The sequence below is a fragment of the Halioglobus sp. Uisw_031 genome (assembly GCF_047729875.1).
Classification (GTDB): Bacteria; Pseudomonadota; Gammaproteobacteria; order Pseudomonadales; family Halieaceae; genus Marimicrobium.
This window is the reverse complement of the sequence record NZ_CP159826.1, coordinates 437118-455061: the sequence shown is the minus strand read 5'-3', so window position 1 is coordinate 455061 and position 17944 is coordinate 437118. Positions and strand designations below refer to the sequence as shown.

Here is a 17944-nt window from a genome sequence, read left to right as displayed (position 1 = left end):
AATGTTAGAAAACCTGAGGAGAATTGGATAGGGGCCGATGGTAACTCATGGAGGGAGGGAGAGAAAGAAACCATGCCGATGAAGACTACCTAGGGCAACGGCTGCCCGGCATCATACCCACTATCCAGCAATTGTTGTTGCACCGCTAGCAGATGGCTTTTGTCATCCACTGGACCCACCCGTACCCGGTAGAGCAATGTGCCGTCCGATTCGACCGCGCTCACAAACACCTCTGCGGTCAATAACGGCTTTAACGCTTCTACCAGAGTTTGCGCACTGGCCTCTCTGCCGAAGGCCCCAAGTTGAAGATAACGATAATTACCGTAGAGGGGATCACGACGATCCTCGACACCGACAACCTCCATCACCTCAACCTCTACTTGCGCAGTACCCTGCTCCATATAGCCGAGTTTTACAGCGGCGGCGTAGGACAGATCTATAATACGATCAGAGTGGAAAGGTCCTCGATCGTTGACCCGCACTACGATGCTCTTGCCATTGTCCAGATTGGTCACACGCGCGTAGCTGGGAATAGGAAGAGTCTTATGGGCGGCACTGGGCTGATACAAGTCATATAGCTCACCGTTGGATGTTTTATGTCCACTAAACTTTGCCCCGTACCAGGACGCAGTACCCTGCTCGCGGTAATCACGATAATCCTCCAGCACATGGTAGGTAACGCCATCGATAACATAAGGGCTCACGTTACCGAACCTCAGTATGGGGTCCGCCTGCGGTATCGCATCGAAAACCTCACCCTGACTGATGGGTCGAAGCGGAGCGGAATCTTGTTCGACGTGGTAGCGTTCAGAGACAGAAACATCAGCGTTGTCTTGTGGCAAGGGCGGTGACTGAGACAGCGGCGGTGTGGAACAAGCCGCGAGAAAAAAAGGGAGACCGACGAAGGCCGCGATAGACGGGTGAAGGCTCACCGCGCCACTCGGGCAGCCAGTGCCTGACTGAGCTGATAGACACACATCGCGTACATGGCACTATGGTTATAGCGTGTGATGACATAAAAATTGTGCAGACCGAGCCAGTACTCGTAGCCATCTTTCTGCTCAAATTTCATGGCCGTTGCCAGCGCCTCTGGATCCAGCTTTATTTTCGCCACCACACCTTCTGCCGCAAACTGCGCCACCGTGCGTGTCGGGTGCAAATCCTTGCGGTTTTTAACGAAAATTGCCTCCGGTGTGTTTTTCGCCGCGGTGGCAGCAGACACTACAATCTCGCCGGTGCGCCATCCATGTTGCTTGAAATAATTGGCGACACTGCCGATGGCATCCACGGGGTTGTTCCAGATGTCGACTATGTCGTCATTGTCAAAATCGATAGCATAGTTGCGGTAACTGCTGGGCATAAACTGACCATAGCCCATGGCCCCAGCATATGACCCCATCAAACTCATCGGGTCAATGCCCTGATCCCGCGACAGAATCAAAACGTTTTTCAGCTCGCTGGTAAAAAAAGGCGAGCGCGGCGGGTAGTCAAATGCCAGCGTCGAAAGCGCGTCGATCACCCGGTAACTCCCGGCTACCCGCCCGTAGGATGTTTCTACTCCGATAATAGCAACGATAATTTCTGCTGGCACACCGAACTCGCGTTCAGCACGGCCTAGCTCCACACGATATCGGTTAAAAAACTCAACCCCCTGATCTTCGCGCTTATCATTGAGAAAGATAGCCCGATACTCATACCAGGCCTTGGTCTTCTCAGCCGGTCGGGCAATGGCTTTCAGTATGGAGTCCTTGCGCTCAGCCTGTGCAAAAATCAGCATAAGTTGTTCGCGGTCAAAGCCCTCCTCCACGACCAGCTCATCAATCACCACCTGAGCAGACGGATTGGCATCATAGTTATCCGCAGCGCAAGACAAAGCCGTCCACAGACAGGACACAACAAGTATAATTTTCAGACGTAAAAGCATAGGCTAAAACTCAATCTCTTCAGACAAAGGGTGGATAAAATATTGCCGCATCACGCTGCGCTCACATAGCGCCACTGCGACTTTCCGTACTAATCGCCATGAGAATGCCAAAGCCTGCGAGTAGCGTGACCACAGAGGTTCCACCGGCACTTACCAATGGCAGTGGAACACCTACCACCGGCATCAAACCGGCGACCATTCCCATATTAACAAAGATATACACGAAAAACGTCAATGTCAGGCTTCCTGCCATCATACGACCGAAACTGGTTTGCGCGTGCACGCCAATCCAGAAGCCGCGCAACAAAATCAGTAGATAAATCCCCATAAGCAGTATTATACCCTGCAAGCCGTGCTCCTCTGCCAGCACCGCGATAATGAAATCCGTGTGGCTCTCCGGCAGGAAGTCCAACCGTGACTGGGTACTCTGTAGCCAACCCTTACCCTGCCAGCCGCCCGAGCCGATGGCTGTCTTGGACTGGATAATATTCCATCCCGCTCCCAGCTTGTCACTGTCAGGGTTAAGCATAGTAAGAATGCGTTGTTTCTGATAGTCCTTAAGCCCATACATCCAGGCCGGCCATGCCGATGCTGCCGCAAGCACCACCGCACCGAAAATATAGCGCCAGCGAAGGCCCGCCATAAACAGAACGGACAAACCACTGGCGGCGATCAACAGCGACGTACCCAGATCTGGCTGTATCACGATCAACATGGCGGGCAACCCCAACAAAATCAATGAGCCACCTATAGAAAATAATCCCGGCGGCAGAGCCCGTCCAGCCAAGAACCAGGCGACGACCAACGGCACTACGAGTTTCATAATCTCCGAGGGCTGAAAGCGAAAGCCCCCGACCTCCAACCAACGCTGGGCGCCCTTTGCACCGACCCCCACGAACACCACTGCTGCCAGTATTGTTAACCCTACAAGATATAGCCACGGCGCCAAACGCGCATAGCGCTGCAAGCTGATTTGCGCCGCCAAAATCATAATCACATAGCCTAGGGCTAAGTAGCTCCCCTGACGAATAACCGCTGCCGCACTCTGGCCCGATGCACTGTACAGCACCACCAGACCGTAAAACGTTAACAGCAGGAGCAGCAGCAACAAGGGCACATCAATATGAACGCGCCTGACCACGCTGGGGCGCCTGGCCATGTCATGGGAACCCTGATGCGGCAGCTGCCGAACATAATCACCCATCAGCCGGGCTCGATCGATAGCCAGGCATCAATCACCTCGCGCGCTATTGGTGATGCTGCGGAGCTTCCTCCGCCGTTCTCTACGATAATACCCACAGCAATGGTCGGCGCCTCGATCGGAGCAAACGCGATAAACAACCCATGGTGTCGATGCCGCTCCGAGACGTCAGCCTCGTTATACACGGCATTTTGCGCGATACCGATAACCTGGGCGGTACCGGTCTTTCCCGCCATTTCATAGGCTATCCCTTGGGCCAGAGCTTTCGCCGTGCCATTGCGACCATGCACAACTTCGCGCATGCCATCAAATATCGCGTCCCAGTACTCGGCTGGCGCCACCAGCGGATCTAATGAAATGACCGGTAACGGTTCTCCGTCCACCGCCATCACCAGATGCGGAATCCGGCGCTGTCCTTTGCTCGCCATAACACCGGTAGCAACCGCCAGTTGCAGAGGCGACGCCAGCATATACCCCTGACCAATACCCGCGCTGATGGTTTCTCCTGGGTACCAAGGCTGGCCCATTGCAGCCCGCTTCCAGCGCGTTGACGGCAGTATACCAGCGCGCTCACTGGTGGTATCAACACCCGTGCGTTCTCCGAAACCGAAAGGGTGCAGATACTCGGCCATACGGTCTATCGTCAAGCGGCGGGCGAGATCATAAAAATACACATCACAGGATTCAGAAATGGCCATTTTCATATTGACAAAAGGCGCATGTCCCGTGCCTCTTATCCGCAAAATCCAATCCCGATAACGGTGCGAGTCACCTGGGAGGCTGTACCAGCCAGGATCAGCCACCGTTGATTCAGGTGTCACCAACCCCGACTTAAGCCCAGCCATCGCCATAAAAGGCTTGATGGTGGAACCGGGAGGATAGGAGCCCTGAATGGCCCGGTTGAATAGGGGAACATCCAGTGAGTCGCGCAGCGCGTTATAGTCTTCATAGCTGATGCCATTAACAAATAAGTTTGTATCAAATCCCGGGGTGGATACCAGCGCCAGTACCTCGCCGGACAGAGGATTGATTGCAACTACTGCGCCGCGCCGATCACCGAGGGCATCGAAAGCGGCGAGCTGTACGCGGTAGTCAAGGGACAGCGTCAGGTCTTTGCCCGTCACCGGGAGGAATCGCTCGAGCACACGCAGCACGCGCCCGTGGGCGTTGCTTTCAACATTCTGGTAACCCACATCCCCGTGCAGGATGTCTTCATAGAACTTCTCGACGCCCACTTTGCCCACATAAAAGGTGCCGCGATAGTCGGTCTCGTCTAGCGCCTGCACTTCCTCTTCACTGATACGCCCGACATAGCCAAGGGCGTGGGAAAACAACTCGCCATAGGGATAGTGACGAAGCAACCGGGCCTCTACGACCACGCCTGGCAGACGAAAGCGGTTGACTGCCAGCAGAGCACGCTCATTTTCGGTCAGGCGAAAGCGCAAAGGCACCGGCTCATAAGGCCGGCTGCGGTTGACCTTCTTGTGGAAATTTTCTAAATCGCGCTCTGAAACCGGTAACAGTGTCTGCAACTCTGACAGAGCGACGTCTAAATCTCCCACCCGCTCGCGCACCACAGAGAGAACGTAACTGGGCCGGTTGTCCGCCAGTAGAACACCATTGCGGTCATAAATAAGACCGCGTTTGGGTGGCAGCGGCTGCAACTGCACACGATTACGCTCAGACTGTGTGCGGTAGACCTCATACTCTGTGATCTGTAATGCGTAATAGCGCATAAGGATGAGACCCAGCAACACCATCACCAAGCAGACCGCAATAATAGTGCGGCTGCCAAAGATGCGGGACTCAAGCTGCGAATCTTTTAAATCAAATTGAGGTAGCATTTAGATGGCTTGCCGAACCTGCACTGCGTTAAGGGGGTTATCACTATGCGCGATGATACGGGTGGTTGACAGTGATTGTCCAAGCCCGATACAACTGCTCTGCCAACAGCACTCTCACCAGCGGATGCGGCAACGTTAGATCACTGAGCGACCAACATTGATCAGCGCGCGCTAGGCAGCCCGGGGAAAGCCCATCGGGCCCACCAATCAAAATACTGTAATTGTCTCCCGACATTTGCCACACCGCCAGTTGCCCTGCCAGCTGCGCGGTGGAGATACGTTTGCCCTCCACATCTAAGGCAATTACTCGCTCCGCCGCGGGAATAGCCTTTAATATTTGATCGCCTTCTGCCACGCATGCCTGATCCCCAGCAGTGTCTTTAGCTCTGCGGGCCAAGGGAATCTCTCGCCACAGCGGTTTTAATTCGCGTGGCATGCGTTTGCTATATTCCTCAACACCCTGAATGACCCATGCTGGCATCCGAGTCCCCACCGCGACGACACTGATTCGCATCAGTCGATGACTTCAGGGTTCGCCCACAAGCGCTCCAGATCGTAAAAATCCCGCATCTCGGGCAGCATGACGTGGACGACCACATGACTGAAATCCACCAGCACCCAATCACCCGCATCGTCACCCTCCATGCCGAGGGGGTGGATGTCTCGCTTCTTGGCTTCCACTGAAACATGGCTAGCTAGCGATTTCACATGACGGCTAGAGGTACCACTGGTGATGACCAGATAATCTGTCACATCCGTCAGGTCCCTAACATCCAGCGTTACCGTATTAACCGACTTGAGGTCGTCCAGCGCATCGACGACAAACCGCGCGAATTCTTCAGGTTCCATAGGGCTGATTAATTTTGACATTCATATAAAACGATCCAATTATTTAACAATAAAGTGTGTGCGTTTGAATATAGTCCAATACCGACTGCGGCATCAGGTAGCGGGCTGAACGACCGGAGGCCAGCAAATCCCGTATCTCGGTAGAGGATATCGCCAGTGGGCGCAACTCCTCGATGACAATCCCTCCACAGGGACGCTGCCGCAATAGCTCTGGACTCTCCAACTGGTGAGCTTTCAACCACTGCGCCAACTTCCCTGCGCGCGGCAGCTGCCAACCCGGTCGCGCGATAATGACGATATGGGCCCAGTCCAGCAGCTCTTGCCAGCGGTGCCAAGTCGCAATGTCCTGCACTGCATCACAACCGAGCACCATACAGAGGCCCTGCTGTGTGCCCAGCTCACCCCGTAACTCGATCAGGCTGTCTATGGTATAGGACTTACCGGGCCGTTGCATTTCTCTGGCATCGCAAACTAGGCGAGGCTCTCCACTTACGGCCAGTTCTACCATCGCCGCGCGTCGCTCGGCGCTACATTCTGGAGCATCACGGTGGGGCGGCGACGCACTGGGCATCAGGCGCAACTGCTCCAGTTGCAGCCTTTCCACCAGCTCCAGCGCTGAACGCAGATGGCCATAATGTACAGGATTGAAGGTGCCACCGAAGACCCCGACCAACGGGGACAAAAGGGGAAAAGAGGGAAGAGGCGCACTCAAGTGCGAAGCTGCCCCTCGCCAAACACGACGAACTTTTGCGTAGTGAGTCCTTCCAGACCCACGGGTCCTCGGGCATGTAGTTTGTCAGTAGAGATGCCGATCTCCGCACCGAGGCCGTACTCGAAGCCATCTGCTAAACGCGTGGACGCATTGACCATCACCGAACTGGAATCCACTTCCCGCAAAAAACGCAGGGCCCGTCCGTGATCCCGCGTGACAATGCTGTCGGTGTGCTGAGAGCTGTAAGTGTTGATGTGCTCAATCGCCTGATCAAGCCCATCCACCACCCGCACCGCCAGAATAGGGGCCAAGTATTCTTCGCGCCAGTCCAGCTCGCTGGCCACTTTGATATCCGGTAATACCTGTCGCGCAGCAGAGCAACCGCGTAATTCTACTCCTGCCTCAGCATAGGCTTGTGCAAGCCGCGGCAAAATCTCGGCCACCTTCGATGCCGCAATCAGCAGTGTTTCCATCGTATTACAGGTACCATAACGCTGCGTCTTGGCATTGAAAGCAATACTTACCGCCATATCATCGTCGGCACCGTCGTCAATATAAACGTGACACACGCCGTCTAGGTGCTTGATGACCGGCACTTTAGCGTCCCGACTGATGCGTTCGATAAGACCCTTGCCGCCCCGGGGAATAATCACATCCACATACTGGGGCATCGTAATTAGCTGCCCCACTGCCGCCCGGTCTGCCACGGCCACAACCTGCACCGCAGCGGCGGGCAATCCGGCCACCTGCAAGCCCTGCGTCAGGCATTGAGCAATTGCCGTATTAGAGGCCAAACACTCAGAACCTCCGCGCAGGATGGCAGCATTGCCGGATTTGAGGCACAGGCTCGCCGCCTCCACCGTCACATTGGGCCGCGATTCATAGATGATCCCGATCACCCCCAAGGGTACGCGCATACGCCCCACTTGGATGCCACTCTCCATGCTTCTCATTTCCGAAATACTGCCCACTGGGTCTGGCAGCGCGGCGACCTGACGCAGGCCTTCCAACATCGCATCAATGCGCGCGGGTGTCAGCTCCAGGCGGTCCAGTAATGGCGCATCCAATGCCTTTGCACGGCCCTGCTCCATGTCTACTGCATTGGCCTGGGCCAGTGCAGCGCGTGCGCCGTCCAGGGCGTCGTGCATAGCCAGCAGGCTACGATTACGCACAGCCGGCGGCGAAGCCGCGACAACATGCGATGCCGCACGCGCGGCGATGCCCAACTCTTGCATGTACTGATCAACGTCCATCACGAACCAACTCTTCCTAACGCAAAGCGGCAATTATACCTGATCAACGCTGGGGATGTGCTAGGCTCACTGCTGAATTTCTCGCAGGTAAAACCATGGCAGTAAAACCGACTCTGGAGTTCTTCTACGACTGCTCTAGCCCGTGGACCTACTTCGCATTCACGCGAATTATTCCAATGATGGAGCAGTTAGCGTTACCGATACGCTGGCGTCCGATTCTGGTCGGCGGCGTTTTTAATGCCGTCAATCAGGAGGTCTACAAAGCGCGCGAGGCGATGTTCAGCAGTAGCGGCAGTCCGCGCCTCAACTACTACATAAAGGATATGCAAGACTGGGCGCGGCTCTGCGGTGTGCGCGCGGAGATGCCCGAGGGTCACCCGATCAGCAGTGTAAAAGCGATGCGTGGCGCTTTTTATGCGGAGCAACAGGACCTGATGGTGCCCTACTCTCGAGCTGTTTTTGAGGCTTATTGGGATAGCGGATCTCCCAATATCGCTGATGATCAAGTACTGGATGCGATTTGCGCGCGCGTGGGCCTGAACTCCGAGGGCTTCTTCAGCGCCATTACCAACCAACATTACAAAGACCTGCTGCGCCAGAACACCGACGAACTTATCGCACGGGGCGGCTACGGTTCTCCGACCCTGTTTATCGATGGCGATGACATGTATTTTGGAAATGATCGCCTGGAATTGGTTGGATCTCGTCTGAAACAGCGAGTGGACGCCCAATAAGGCTGACGTCACTCATCCGACGGTACCTGCAATCTCAACAAATACGGGGCACAAAAAAGCGGGCACAATGCCCGCTTTTTGTGTGCAACCAGGTCACTTACAGCGCTTGAGCATTCTCCGCCAAATAGGCTGCTACACCATCAGGTGAGGCATTCATGCCCTTGTCACCCTTGTTCCAGCCCGCCGGGCATACTTCACCATGTTCGTCGGTGAACTGTAATGCCTCCACCAGACGAATCAACTCATCAATGTTTCTCCCTAGCGGCAGATCATTCACCAACTGAGAGCGCACATTGCCCTCTCGATCGATAATAAAGGCCCCACGGAAAGCCACGCCATCAGACGCTTCCACATCATAAGCACGACAGATATCGTGGTTAATATCAGCGGCCATGGTGTAGGTCACTGCGCCAATACCGCCGTCGCTGACCGCCGTATTGCGCCAGGCATTATGCGTAAACTGAGAATCAATGGACACAGCCACGACCTCTACCCCCAGCTCTCGGAATTTATCCATACGATGATCCAACGCGATCAACTCTGAAGGGCACACAAAGGTGAAGTCCAACGGGTAGAAAAAAACGAGGCCGTACTTTCCTGCCATCACCTCGGAGCGCTTGTAGGAATCAACAATCTCCCCCGTACCGAGTACTGCCGCCACATCAAAATCAGGTGCCAACTTACCAACTAAAACGCCCATGTATCTAAACTCCCTCACTCGTCCATTGAGTCACATCACCTCCTCATGAGGCAGTGCACTCGACGCGGGATAATACACAGGCCCGTTTATATCGCCTATTTAATTGTAGGTATCGTTTCGATAGCGAAAGGCTATCGCAAGACAATCCTATTCAGGCAACTGCGTGGCGCCCTGTTCTGTGATCAATGTTTGTAACTCTCCGCTTTCGTGCATCTCAGTGACGATATCACAGCCCCCAACCAACTCGCCATTAACCCACAATTGCGGAAAGGTAGGCCAGTTACCGTAGACCGGGAGCGTGGCTCGAATATCAGGATTGGTCAAGATGTCCACATAGGCGAAGCGTTCTCCGCAGGCCATCAACGCCTCCACGGTGCGGGCCGAAAATCCGCACTGGGGCTGATTTGGGGAACCTTTCATGTAGAGCAAAATTTGGTTGTTCTGCAGCTGTTCTTTGATTGTCTCGATAGTATCCATCAACTGTCCCGCCTAGTTATAGCCGTAAAGGGGTTTGTGTTTAGTGGGTGATTTTACCCTATTATTAACACAAATGGGCCCTGTCTGTTCAAGTCGATTGCCAATCCTTCATCATATGTCTATAGTCATGCTTTTTGAGGCAGCTCCCGCTGCCTTTTTGCGTTTTTGGGGGAGCCAGAGCCATGTCGGCGCTGATGCAGACTTACGCTCGTTTGCCCGTGACATTCAGTCACGGAGAAGGCGTGTACGTCTATGATACCGAGGGGCGACGCTATCTCGACGGGATTTCGGGTATTGCTGTCAACGGACTGGGCCATGCGCACCCGGCGGTTACCGCCGCCATTCGGGAGCAGGCCGACAAACTGGTGCACACCTCTAACCTGTATCGCATTGAAGCACAGGAGCAACTGGGCACGGTCCTGACACAGTTGGCAGGCATGGACAATTGCTTCTTCGGCAATTCCGGAGCCGAGGCCAATGAAGCGGCGATAAAACTCGCGCGTCTTTACGGTCACAATCGTGGGATTAAAAAACCCGCGATCGTGGTGCTCGAAGGTGCCTTTCATGGCCGGACACTAGCGACGCTCAGCGCAACTGGCAATCGCAAGATTCAGGCGGGCTTTGAACCACTGGTGACGGGTTTCGTTCGTGCACCTTGCAACGATATAGCCGCCCTGCAACAGATAGCGGCAAACAATCCCGATGTCGTGGCATTCCTTGCAGAACCCATCCAGGGCGAAGGCGGCGTCAAGCTGCTGGATCCAGAGTACCTTCAGGCTGCTCGACTAATCTGTGACGAACAGGGCTGGCTGCTCATGCTTGATGAAGTACAGACCGGCAACGGCCGCACCGGCACCTATTTTGCCTATCAAGGTCTAGATCTGGTGCCCGATGTGGTTACCACTGCCAAGGGACTGGGTAACGGAGTGCCCATTGGAACTTGTCTGGCCCGCGGGGCTGCGGCGCAGGTATTGGGCGCTGGCCAGCACGGCTCGACCTTTGGCGGCAACCCGCTGGTATGCTCGGTCGGACTGGCTGTCGTTAACGCCATTGTGCAAGATCAATTGTGTGCCAATGCAATCGCCATGGGACAGCTGATCACTGAGACCCTGCTCGAAAAGCTAGGCAGCGCCAAGCAATTCAAAGAGATTCGCGGCCAAGGACTGATGCTGGGCATCGAGCTGCACAAAAATTGTGGCGAACTGGTAAAGCATGGCCTAGACGCAGGCTTGCTGATCAACGTCACCGACGGCAAAACAGTCCGATTATTACCGCCATTGGTGATCAATGAACAAGAAGCGCGCGAACTGGCCAATGGCGTCGCCGATCTGATTCTCAACTTCGACTGAACTCACGATAACACTTAGGTAAAAGGCAGGACTGACCATGTCAGATATTCGGCACTTTTTAACACTTTTAGATTTTAGCCCGCAGGAGTTGCAGCAACTCATCCTGCGAAGCATTGAAATGAAGCAGGCATACCGCGCAGGCAAAGACCAGCGTGCGTTCCCAGGCAGCGTATTGGCGATGTTTTTTGCCAAATCGTCAACCCGCACCCGGGTATCGTTTGAGGCGGGCATGGCTCAGTTGGGGGGGCATGCCATGTTCCTATCGGCTCAGGACACCCAATTGGGGCGCGGAGAACCGATTGAAGACAGCGCCAAGGTGATCTCGTCAATGGTCGACATCGTCATGCTCCGCACCTTCGGACACGACATTGTAGAACGCTTTGCGGCGCACTCTTCTGTGCCCGTCATCAACGCTCTGACTGACGACTACCACCCTTGTCAACTGCTGGCGGACATGCAGACTTGGACTGAGCACCGCGGCAGCATCGCCGGCAAGAGTGCGTGCTGGGTGGGAGATGGCAATAACATGTGCCAGTCTTACATCAATGCCGCACGGCAATTCGATTTTGAGCTGCGCATCGCTTGCCCCCCGGGGTTCGAGCCTGACAGTGCGTTACTCAAAGCCAATAGTGACCGGGTCATCATTGAGCACGATCCAGCGACCGCCGCGCGCGGCGCCGATCTGGTGGTGACTGACGTCTGGGCCTCCATGGGCCAGGAAAATGAGCAACGCGAGCGCGCCCAGTTATTCGCACGCTATCAGGTCAACAGCGAGCTGATGAGTCTGGCGGCCAGTGATGCCCTCTACATGCACTGCCTGCCCGCCCACCGCGGAGAAGAAATCAGCGCACAATTGATGGATGCCCCCGACACCGTGATCTGGGATGAGGCGGAGAATCGTCTGCATGCGCAAAAAGCCCTGATGGAAATGCTGTTGTTGTCTAATCGCGCCTAAAATTTGCGCAAGTCTGAGCCTGTCCATGGCGCTATATTATCCGGATCGACAACAACCTTCTCCCTCAAATATCCAGGGGGAATATCAAATATGTGTTTTTATAACAATTAATTCGATAAGCACCTAGCATCCATTATGAACCTTCTACAGGGAGCTCTCCACAGACAACTCAAGGCCTCTACTGTTAGTAGTTACATACGCGCAGAACTATCAACATCTTATCCACAAATTAAACCCAGCCTAATTCACTTGCATTGCACCTAGAGGCGCATTATCTTGTACCTGAGCAAAACATTTACCCCAACATATGGGTATGGCAGCCAAAAAGCCAATAAAGAATGCAGCGGATTAGCCTCTAAAATAGGGCTCCTCTACTGCTGTTGCCATAGGGAGTTTGTCCCGCTACAGGGCAGGCTGTGCAGTTATAGAAGTTTTGCCACGTAGCCACTTATAAAAAAATTAGACGCAGGCACTAATGCCAAGAATTTCGGAGAGAACATGCAAACAGAGATCAACCAGGGCGATACTTCCGCCGAAGTCATCACACCACCAAAGGAATCTTCCATCGTTAGTGGCGCCATTGCCGCCACTGCGCCGGGTAAATTGCGGGTCATTAAGCGTAACGGTACCGTGGTGCCCTTCGAGGCCAGCAAAATATCCGTCGCTATCACCAAGGCGTTTCTCGCAGTAGAAGGTGGCACAGCAGCCGCATCCAGCCGCATCCATGAAACGGTCGCCCAACTGACCGAATTGGTGATGGCGACATTCCAACGCCGCATGCCCTCCGGCGGAACCATTCATATCGAAGACGTACAGGATCAGGTAGAACTATCCCTGATGCGCTCAGGGGAACATAAAATTGCCCGAGATTACGTCATCTACCGGGAACAACAGGCGCAAAAACGTGCCGCCAAAATCGCCCTGTCCCCCGCCACCCAAGCCGCAGCTGGCAATATCACAGTAGTGCAGGCCGACGGCCACCGCGCACCATTAGATATCGACCGCCTGCACACTATCGTCAACGAGGCCTGTTTCGAACTGTCGGATGTCAGTGAAACTGACATCCTAGATGAGGCCTTGAGGAATCTCTACGACGGCGTCAGCCAAGCTGAATTGAGTACGTCTCTGGTCATCACCGCCCGCACCATGATCGAACAGGAGCCCAACTATTCTTTCGTCGCAGCCCGCCTGCTCTGTGACAATTTGCGATCTGAAGCTTTGAGCTTTCTAGGCGTGGCTAACAGCGCCACCCAGGAAGATATGGGTGCTCTGTACTCTGTAGCACTGGCGGCGTACATAAAAAAAGGGATCACACTGGAGTTGCTGGCGCCCAACTTGCAGGAATACGACCTCGCCAGACTCGGCAAAGCACTGTTGCCCGAGCGTGATCTACAGTTTACCTATCTCGGATTACAAACCCTGTATGACCGCTACTTCATTCATAGCGACAACACCCGCATCGAGTTGCCACAAGTCTTTTTCATGCGCGTAGCCATGGGGCTCGCCGTTGAAGAGGATGATCGTAACGCCAGAGCCATCGAATTCTACCAATTACTGTCATCATTCGATTACATGAGCTCCACACCAACGCTGTTTAATGCGGGCACATTGCGCCCACAGTTGTCCTCCTGCTACCTCACAACGATACCGGACAACCTGTATGGCATATACGGTGCGATACAGGACAACGCCATGCTATCCAAATTTGCCGGTGGACTGGGCAATGACTGGACGCCAGTGCGCGCATTGGGTGCCTACATCAAGGGCACCAATGGCAAATCTCAAGGAGTGGTGCCCTTTCTCAAAGTCGTCAATGATACGGCAGTCGCGGTAAACCAAGGTGGCAAGCGCAAGGGGGCCGTGTGCGCTTATCTGGAGACATGGCACCTGGACATCGAGGAGTTTGTCGAACTGCGCAAAAACACGGGCGACGATCGCCGTCGTACGCACGACATGAATACCGCCAACTGGATACCCGATCTTTTCATGAAGCGGGTCTTCGACGGTGGTAACTGGACCCTGTTCTCACCCAATGATGCGCCGGACCTGCACGATCTTTACGGCAAAGCCTTTGAGGAGCGCTACAGCCAATACGAGGAGATGGCGCGTAAAGGCGAAATCAAGCTGTTTAAGACCCTCAAAGCGGAAAACCTGTGGCGCAAGATGCTGGGTATGCTGTTCGAGACTGGCCACCCCTGGATGACCTTCAAAGACCCCTGCAACATACGCTCACCACAGCAGCACGTTGGTGTTGTGCACTCTTCCAACCTGTGTACCGAGATCACACTCAACACCAATAAAGACGAGATCGCGGTGTGTAACCTGGGCTCAGTCAATCTACCCCGGCATATTGACGAGAATGGACTCAATCTGGAAAAACTGCAGCAAACCGTGCGCACAGCGGTTCGCATGCTGGATAACGTGATCAACATCAACTACTACTCGGTACCCCAGGCCGAAGCATCCAACATGCGCCATCGTCCTATAGGTCTGGGGCTTATGGGTTTCCAAGACGCGCTTTACAAGAAGCACCTGGCCTATGGCTCCGATGATGCGGTTGAATTCGCAGATCGTTCTATGGAAGCCATCAGCTACTACGCTATTGCAGCGTCTAGTGAGCTGGCAGCGGAGCGTGGTGCTTACTCTAGTTATGAGGGCTCGCTTTGGAGTCAGGGCATATTCCCGCTTGATTCGCTGGACAAGCTGATAGATGAGCGCGGCCAAAACTATATCCAAGTCGACAAAAGCCATACCCTCGACTGGGACTCACTGCGTGCGACCGTCAAGAGTCAGGGTATGCGCAACTCCAACGTGATGGCAATCGCCCCTACAGCAACTATCGCTAACATTACCGGCGTTTCTCAATCTATCGAACCGACCTACCAGAACCTGTACGTCAAATCCAATCTGTCGGGCGAATTCACTGTCGTGAACCCGTATTTGGTACGTGACTTAAAGGGGTGCGGACTGTGGGATAAGGTCATGGTCAACGACCTAAAATACTACGACGGCAGCGTGCAGTCCATCGACCGCATACCGGCAGACCTAAAGGCCATTTACTCGACCGCGTTCGAAGTAGAACCGCGCTGGTTAGTGGAATCGGCCAGCCGCCGCCAAAAGTGGATAGACCAAGCTCAATCACTGAATCTGTACATCAATAATGCCAATGGTAAGAAGCTGGATGTCACTTACCGTATGGCTTGGTTCAGTGGCTTGAAAACGACTTATTATCTGCGTTCGCTGGCGGCATCCGGCACAGAGAAGTCCACCATCGATACCGGCACACTCAATTCAGTGTCGAATGAATTGGCTGGCGGACCTGCTCCTGTCCCTGCGGCGTGCTCGATAGACGAGCCGGACTGTGAGGCTTGCCAGTAGGCAAGAGACAATAAACCATTGACCACATCAAACAACAAAAATCAGGAAGTAAAAGAAATGTTAAGTTGGGAAGATTACCATAAAGAAGAAACGACGCCTGCTAGCTCAGCAGTATTGAGCATGCCGACCACACCTGAGCAGCCTGCAGAAGAGCCTGCTGTTGCTGTTGCTTCTGCCGCAGCTCCTGCGCCAAAGCTCGAAAGTGTAGCCGGCAGCGCAGACCCTATGGCCAAAGCCATCGAGGCGGTCGAGCACATTGATATTGCTGCAGGTCTCGAGGAACTTGAAATGGGCGCGGCCAGAGTTTCGGTAGACGAAAAAGCCATGATCAACTGCCGCGCCGACCTCAATCAGCTGGTGCCATTTAAGTATGATTGGGCCTGGCAGAAATACATCGACGGTTGCGCCAATCACTGGATGCCGCAAGAGGTCAACATGACCGCTGACGTGGCTACCTGGAAGAACCCCGAAGGCCTGACCGATGACGAACGTCGTATCGTTATGCGCAATCTGGGGTATTTCTCTACCGCAGATTCTCTGGTGGCAAACAATTTGGTGCTGGCGATTTATCGGCTGATCACCAATCCCGAGTGTCGCCAGTACATACTGCGCCAAGCATTTGAGGAAGCCATCCACACCCACGCTTATCAGTACTGCATTGAGTCACTGGGAATGGATGAGGCCGAAGTTTTCAACATGTACCGTGAAGTACCCTCTGTCGCCAAAAAAGCGGCCTGGAGCCTCAGCCATACGCACGAGCTGAGTGACCCCAACTTCAACACCGGCACCCCAGAAACGGATCAGACTTTGCTGCGCAATCTGATTGGATTCTATGCCGTCACTGAGGGTATTTTCTTCTACTGTGGCTTTACCCAGATCCTCTCTATGGGCCGCCGTAATAAGATGATGGGCGTAGCGGAACAATTCCAGTACATCCTGCGCGATGAGTCAATGCACCTGAACTTTGGTATCGATGTGATCAATCAGATCAAGCTCGAAAATCCGCAGTTGTGGACACCTGAGTTCCAACAGGAAGCCATCCAGATGATTCTGGAAGGCACGCAGTTAGAGATTGAATACGCCCGTGACACCATGCCCCGCGGCGTGCTGGGCATGAATGCAGCGATGATGGAAGAATACCTGCACTTCATCGCTAACCGACGCCTGTCACAGCTGGGTTTGCCGGAGCAGTACGCAGGCGCGCAAAACCCTTTCCCATGGATGTCTGAAATTATGGATTTGCGCAAAGAGAAAAACTTCTTCGAGACGCGGGTCATTGAATACCAGACAGGCGGCGCACTGACCTGGGATTAAGATACGCAGGCGGTCACTCTGACAGTCAGGTGGCCGCTATACAAAAAGTAGATGTTGAGCAACAGCTTTCACTGAGGAATCTCGCATGGCAAACAGTGATAAAAACCCGTCCGAAACAGAAGCCATCCTGATAGCACTCGATCAACTCAGCCAGACCATTGATGTTATGACCAGCGTGGTCGGACGTCTGCGCAATCATATGCAACAGCAGGAAGCCGCGGCTTCAGATCAGACCAAAGATTTACAGATCGACATGCAATCGGATCGCATATTGCATTAAGAGTATCGGACTCAGGCTGCACATAACCGATGGACCCTACCCCCTGCTAACGTGCTACGAAGCCGCTAGGCTACCATGACAGTTGAGATCGGCGTCTATCGCCAGCCACGGCAGACCCAAGTTATCCAGCCAGTCCAGCGCCTCGCCAGCCGGCTTTAACATGGCGATAGTTGCCGAGCTGCCTGCCACAAGGCACTGCTCCGCTAATACACTAACAGCAACCAGACCCTGGACCGGCCAACCTGTGCGCGGATGCAAAATATGGCCGTAACGTTTGCCGTCAATGTGCAGGCAACGCTCGTAGTCGCCACTGCTGGCTAGCCCGCCTTCAGGCAGATGTACGCCGGCCAACGCTTTGTCTTTTTCAACCGGGTGCCGAATGCCTATCGGCCAACCTGAAACCCCGCTAGCGTTGCCTTGAGGCGTACCAAGCGCAACCATATCACCGGCCAGATCGACCAGGGCAGACGCAACCCCGTGGCGTCGCAATTGCATGGCAGCACTATCGGCGGCGTACTCTTTCACACAGCCACCAAAGTCCAGCTCCATTCCCGCCCTGGGGAGATACACGTTGTCCTGCTCCCGCTGCACCAAATCCCACCCCACCAAGGGCAGCAGAGCATCAATTTCCAGCTGATCAGGGCAACGACCGGATTTAAAATCCCAGGCCAAGCGCAGTACACCGGATGTTAAATCAAACAGCCCATCGCTTTCCTGCCATACGGTATTTGCATAGCTGAGCAGAGCTGATGTTTCTTGATCGATAGGTACGGGTATTCCCGCGCCGGCGGCGCGGTTGATTTGACTGGTTAGGGATTCATCAAGGTAGCGACTGTATTTTTTCTCAAGGCGGGTCACCTCTGCGACAGCGGCTGCGATGGCAACCCCTGCCACGGCATCATCATCCGCATCCAGACGCAGGCAGCAAGGACCACCCATAGCTTGAAAGTTGTGCTCGATGCGCACCATCAACA

17 protein-coding genes are annotated in these 17944 nt (G+C 54.3%); 6 read left to right on the top strand and 11 right to left on the bottom strand.

Going from position 1 to position 17944, the window contains the following annotated elements:
- Window positions 1–89: 89 nt before the first annotated feature.
- From ABXT62_RS02040 to ABXT62_RS02005, 8 genes are all read right to left on the bottom strand, one after another.
- On the bottom strand, window positions 90–932 hold the full coding sequence (locus tag ABXT62_RS02040) for a septal ring lytic transglycosylase RlpA family protein (protein WP_415356889.1): 843 nt from the start codon (window positions 930–932) through the stop codon (window positions 90–92).
- Window positions 929–1924, bottom strand: a complete 996-nt coding sequence (mltB, locus tag ABXT62_RS02035; protein WP_415356888.1) for a lytic murein transglycosylase B — start codon at window positions 1922–1924, stop codon at window positions 929–931. Before mltB ends, ABXT62_RS02040 begins: the two co-directional genes overlap by 4 nt.
- 61 nt (window positions 1925–1985) lie before the next feature.
- The gene (rodA, locus tag ABXT62_RS02030; protein ID WP_415356887.1) at window positions 1986–3128 is read right to left on the bottom strand and encodes a rod shape-determining protein RodA; all 1143 of its coding nucleotides are present in this window, start codon (window positions 3126–3128) and stop codon (window positions 1986–1988) included.
- Window positions 3128–4969 (bottom strand): penicillin-binding protein 2, encoded by a 1842-nt coding sequence (mrdA, locus tag ABXT62_RS02025; protein ID WP_415356886.1) that lies wholly within the window; start codon window positions 4967–4969, stop codon window positions 3128–3130. The genes rodA and mrdA overlap by 1 nt, the downstream gene beginning before the upstream one ends.
- 43 nt (window positions 4970–5012) lie before the next feature.
- Window positions 5013–5483, bottom strand: a complete 471-nt coding sequence (gene rlmH, locus ABXT62_RS02020; protein WP_415356885.1) for a 23S rRNA (pseudouridine(1915)-N(3))-methyltransferase RlmH — start codon at window positions 5481–5483, stop codon at window positions 5013–5015.
- On the bottom strand, window positions 5483–5839 hold the full coding sequence (gene rsfS, locus ABXT62_RS02015; RefSeq protein WP_415356884.1) for a ribosome silencing factor: 357 nt from the start codon (window positions 5837–5839) through the stop codon (window positions 5483–5485). The genes rlmH and rsfS overlap by 1 nt, the downstream gene beginning before the upstream one ends.
- A gap of 22 nt (window positions 5840–5861) precedes the next feature.
- Window positions 5862–6530, bottom strand: coding sequence for a nicotinate-nucleotide adenylyltransferase (gene nadD, locus ABXT62_RS02010; RefSeq protein ID WP_415356883.1), 669 nt, complete (start codon window positions 6528–6530; stop codon window positions 5862–5864).
- Window positions 6527–7783, bottom strand: a complete 1257-nt coding sequence (locus ABXT62_RS02005) for a glutamate-5-semialdehyde dehydrogenase (protein WP_415358247.1) — start codon at window positions 7781–7783, stop codon at window positions 6527–6529. The genes nadD and ABXT62_RS02005 overlap by 4 nt, the downstream gene beginning before the upstream one ends.
- 95 nt (window positions 7784–7878) lie before the next feature.
- On the opposite strand from ABXT62_RS02005, the gene ABXT62_RS02000 reads away from it, so the two are divergent.
- Window positions 7879–8517 (top strand): 2-hydroxychromene-2-carboxylate isomerase, encoded by a 639-nt coding sequence (locus ABXT62_RS02000; RefSeq protein WP_415356882.1) that lies wholly within the window; start codon window positions 7879–7881, stop codon window positions 8515–8517.
- A 97-nt stretch (window positions 8518–8614) separates the two neighbouring features.
- On the opposite strand, the gene ABXT62_RS01995 is transcribed toward ABXT62_RS02000, so the two are convergent.
- Entirely contained in the window at window positions 8615–9217 is a 603-nt protein-coding gene (locus ABXT62_RS01995) for a peroxiredoxin (RefSeq protein WP_415356881.1), read from the bottom strand.
- Between the two features lie 147 nt (window positions 9218–9364).
- Window positions 9365–9694, bottom strand: coding sequence for a Grx4 family monothiol glutaredoxin (gene grxD, locus ABXT62_RS01990; RefSeq protein ID WP_415356880.1), 330 nt, complete (start codon window positions 9692–9694; stop codon window positions 9365–9367).
- Between the two features lie 182 nt (window positions 9695–9876).
- Between grxD and ABXT62_RS01985 the strand changes: the two genes are divergently transcribed.
- From ABXT62_RS01985 to ABXT62_RS01965, 5 genes are all read left to right on the top strand, one after another.
- Window positions 9877–11043 carry an aspartate aminotransferase family protein gene (locus ABXT62_RS01985; RefSeq protein WP_415356879.1) on the top strand — a complete coding sequence of 389 codons (1167 nt, stop codon included), beginning with the start codon at window positions 9877–9879 and terminating at the stop codon, window positions 11041–11043.
- Window positions 11044–11080: 37 nt separating this feature from the next.
- Complete coding sequence (argF, locus tag ABXT62_RS01980; protein WP_415356878.1) at window positions 11081–11998, top strand: ornithine carbamoyltransferase; 918 nt, start codon at window positions 11081–11083, stop codon at window positions 11996–11998.
- A gap of 498 nt (window positions 11999–12496) precedes the next feature.
- Entirely contained in the window at window positions 12497–15376 is a 2880-nt protein-coding gene (locus ABXT62_RS01975; RefSeq protein ID WP_415356877.1) for a ribonucleoside-diphosphate reductase subunit alpha, read from the top strand.
- A gap of 57 nt (window positions 15377–15433) precedes the next feature.
- Window positions 15434–16690: a ribonucleotide-diphosphate reductase subunit beta gene (locus ABXT62_RS01970; RefSeq protein ID WP_415356876.1), complete on the top strand. Its 1257-nt coding sequence runs from the start codon at window positions 15434–15436 to the stop codon at window positions 16688–16690.
- An 85-nt stretch (window positions 16691–16775) separates the two neighbouring features.
- The gene (locus ABXT62_RS01965; RefSeq protein WP_415356875.1) at window positions 16776–16970 is read left to right on the top strand and encodes a hypothetical protein; all 195 of its coding nucleotides are present in this window, start codon (window positions 16776–16778) and stop codon (window positions 16968–16970) included.
- Between the two features lie 54 nt (window positions 16971–17024).
- Here ABXT62_RS01965 and ABXT62_RS01960 read toward each other — a convergent pair whose 3' ends face one another.
- Window positions 17025–17939 carry an FAD:protein FMN transferase gene (locus ABXT62_RS01960; protein WP_415356874.1) on the bottom strand — a complete coding sequence of 305 codons (915 nt, stop codon included), beginning with the start codon at window positions 17937–17939 and terminating at the stop codon, window positions 17025–17027.
- Window positions 17940–17944: the final 5 nt, after the last annotated feature.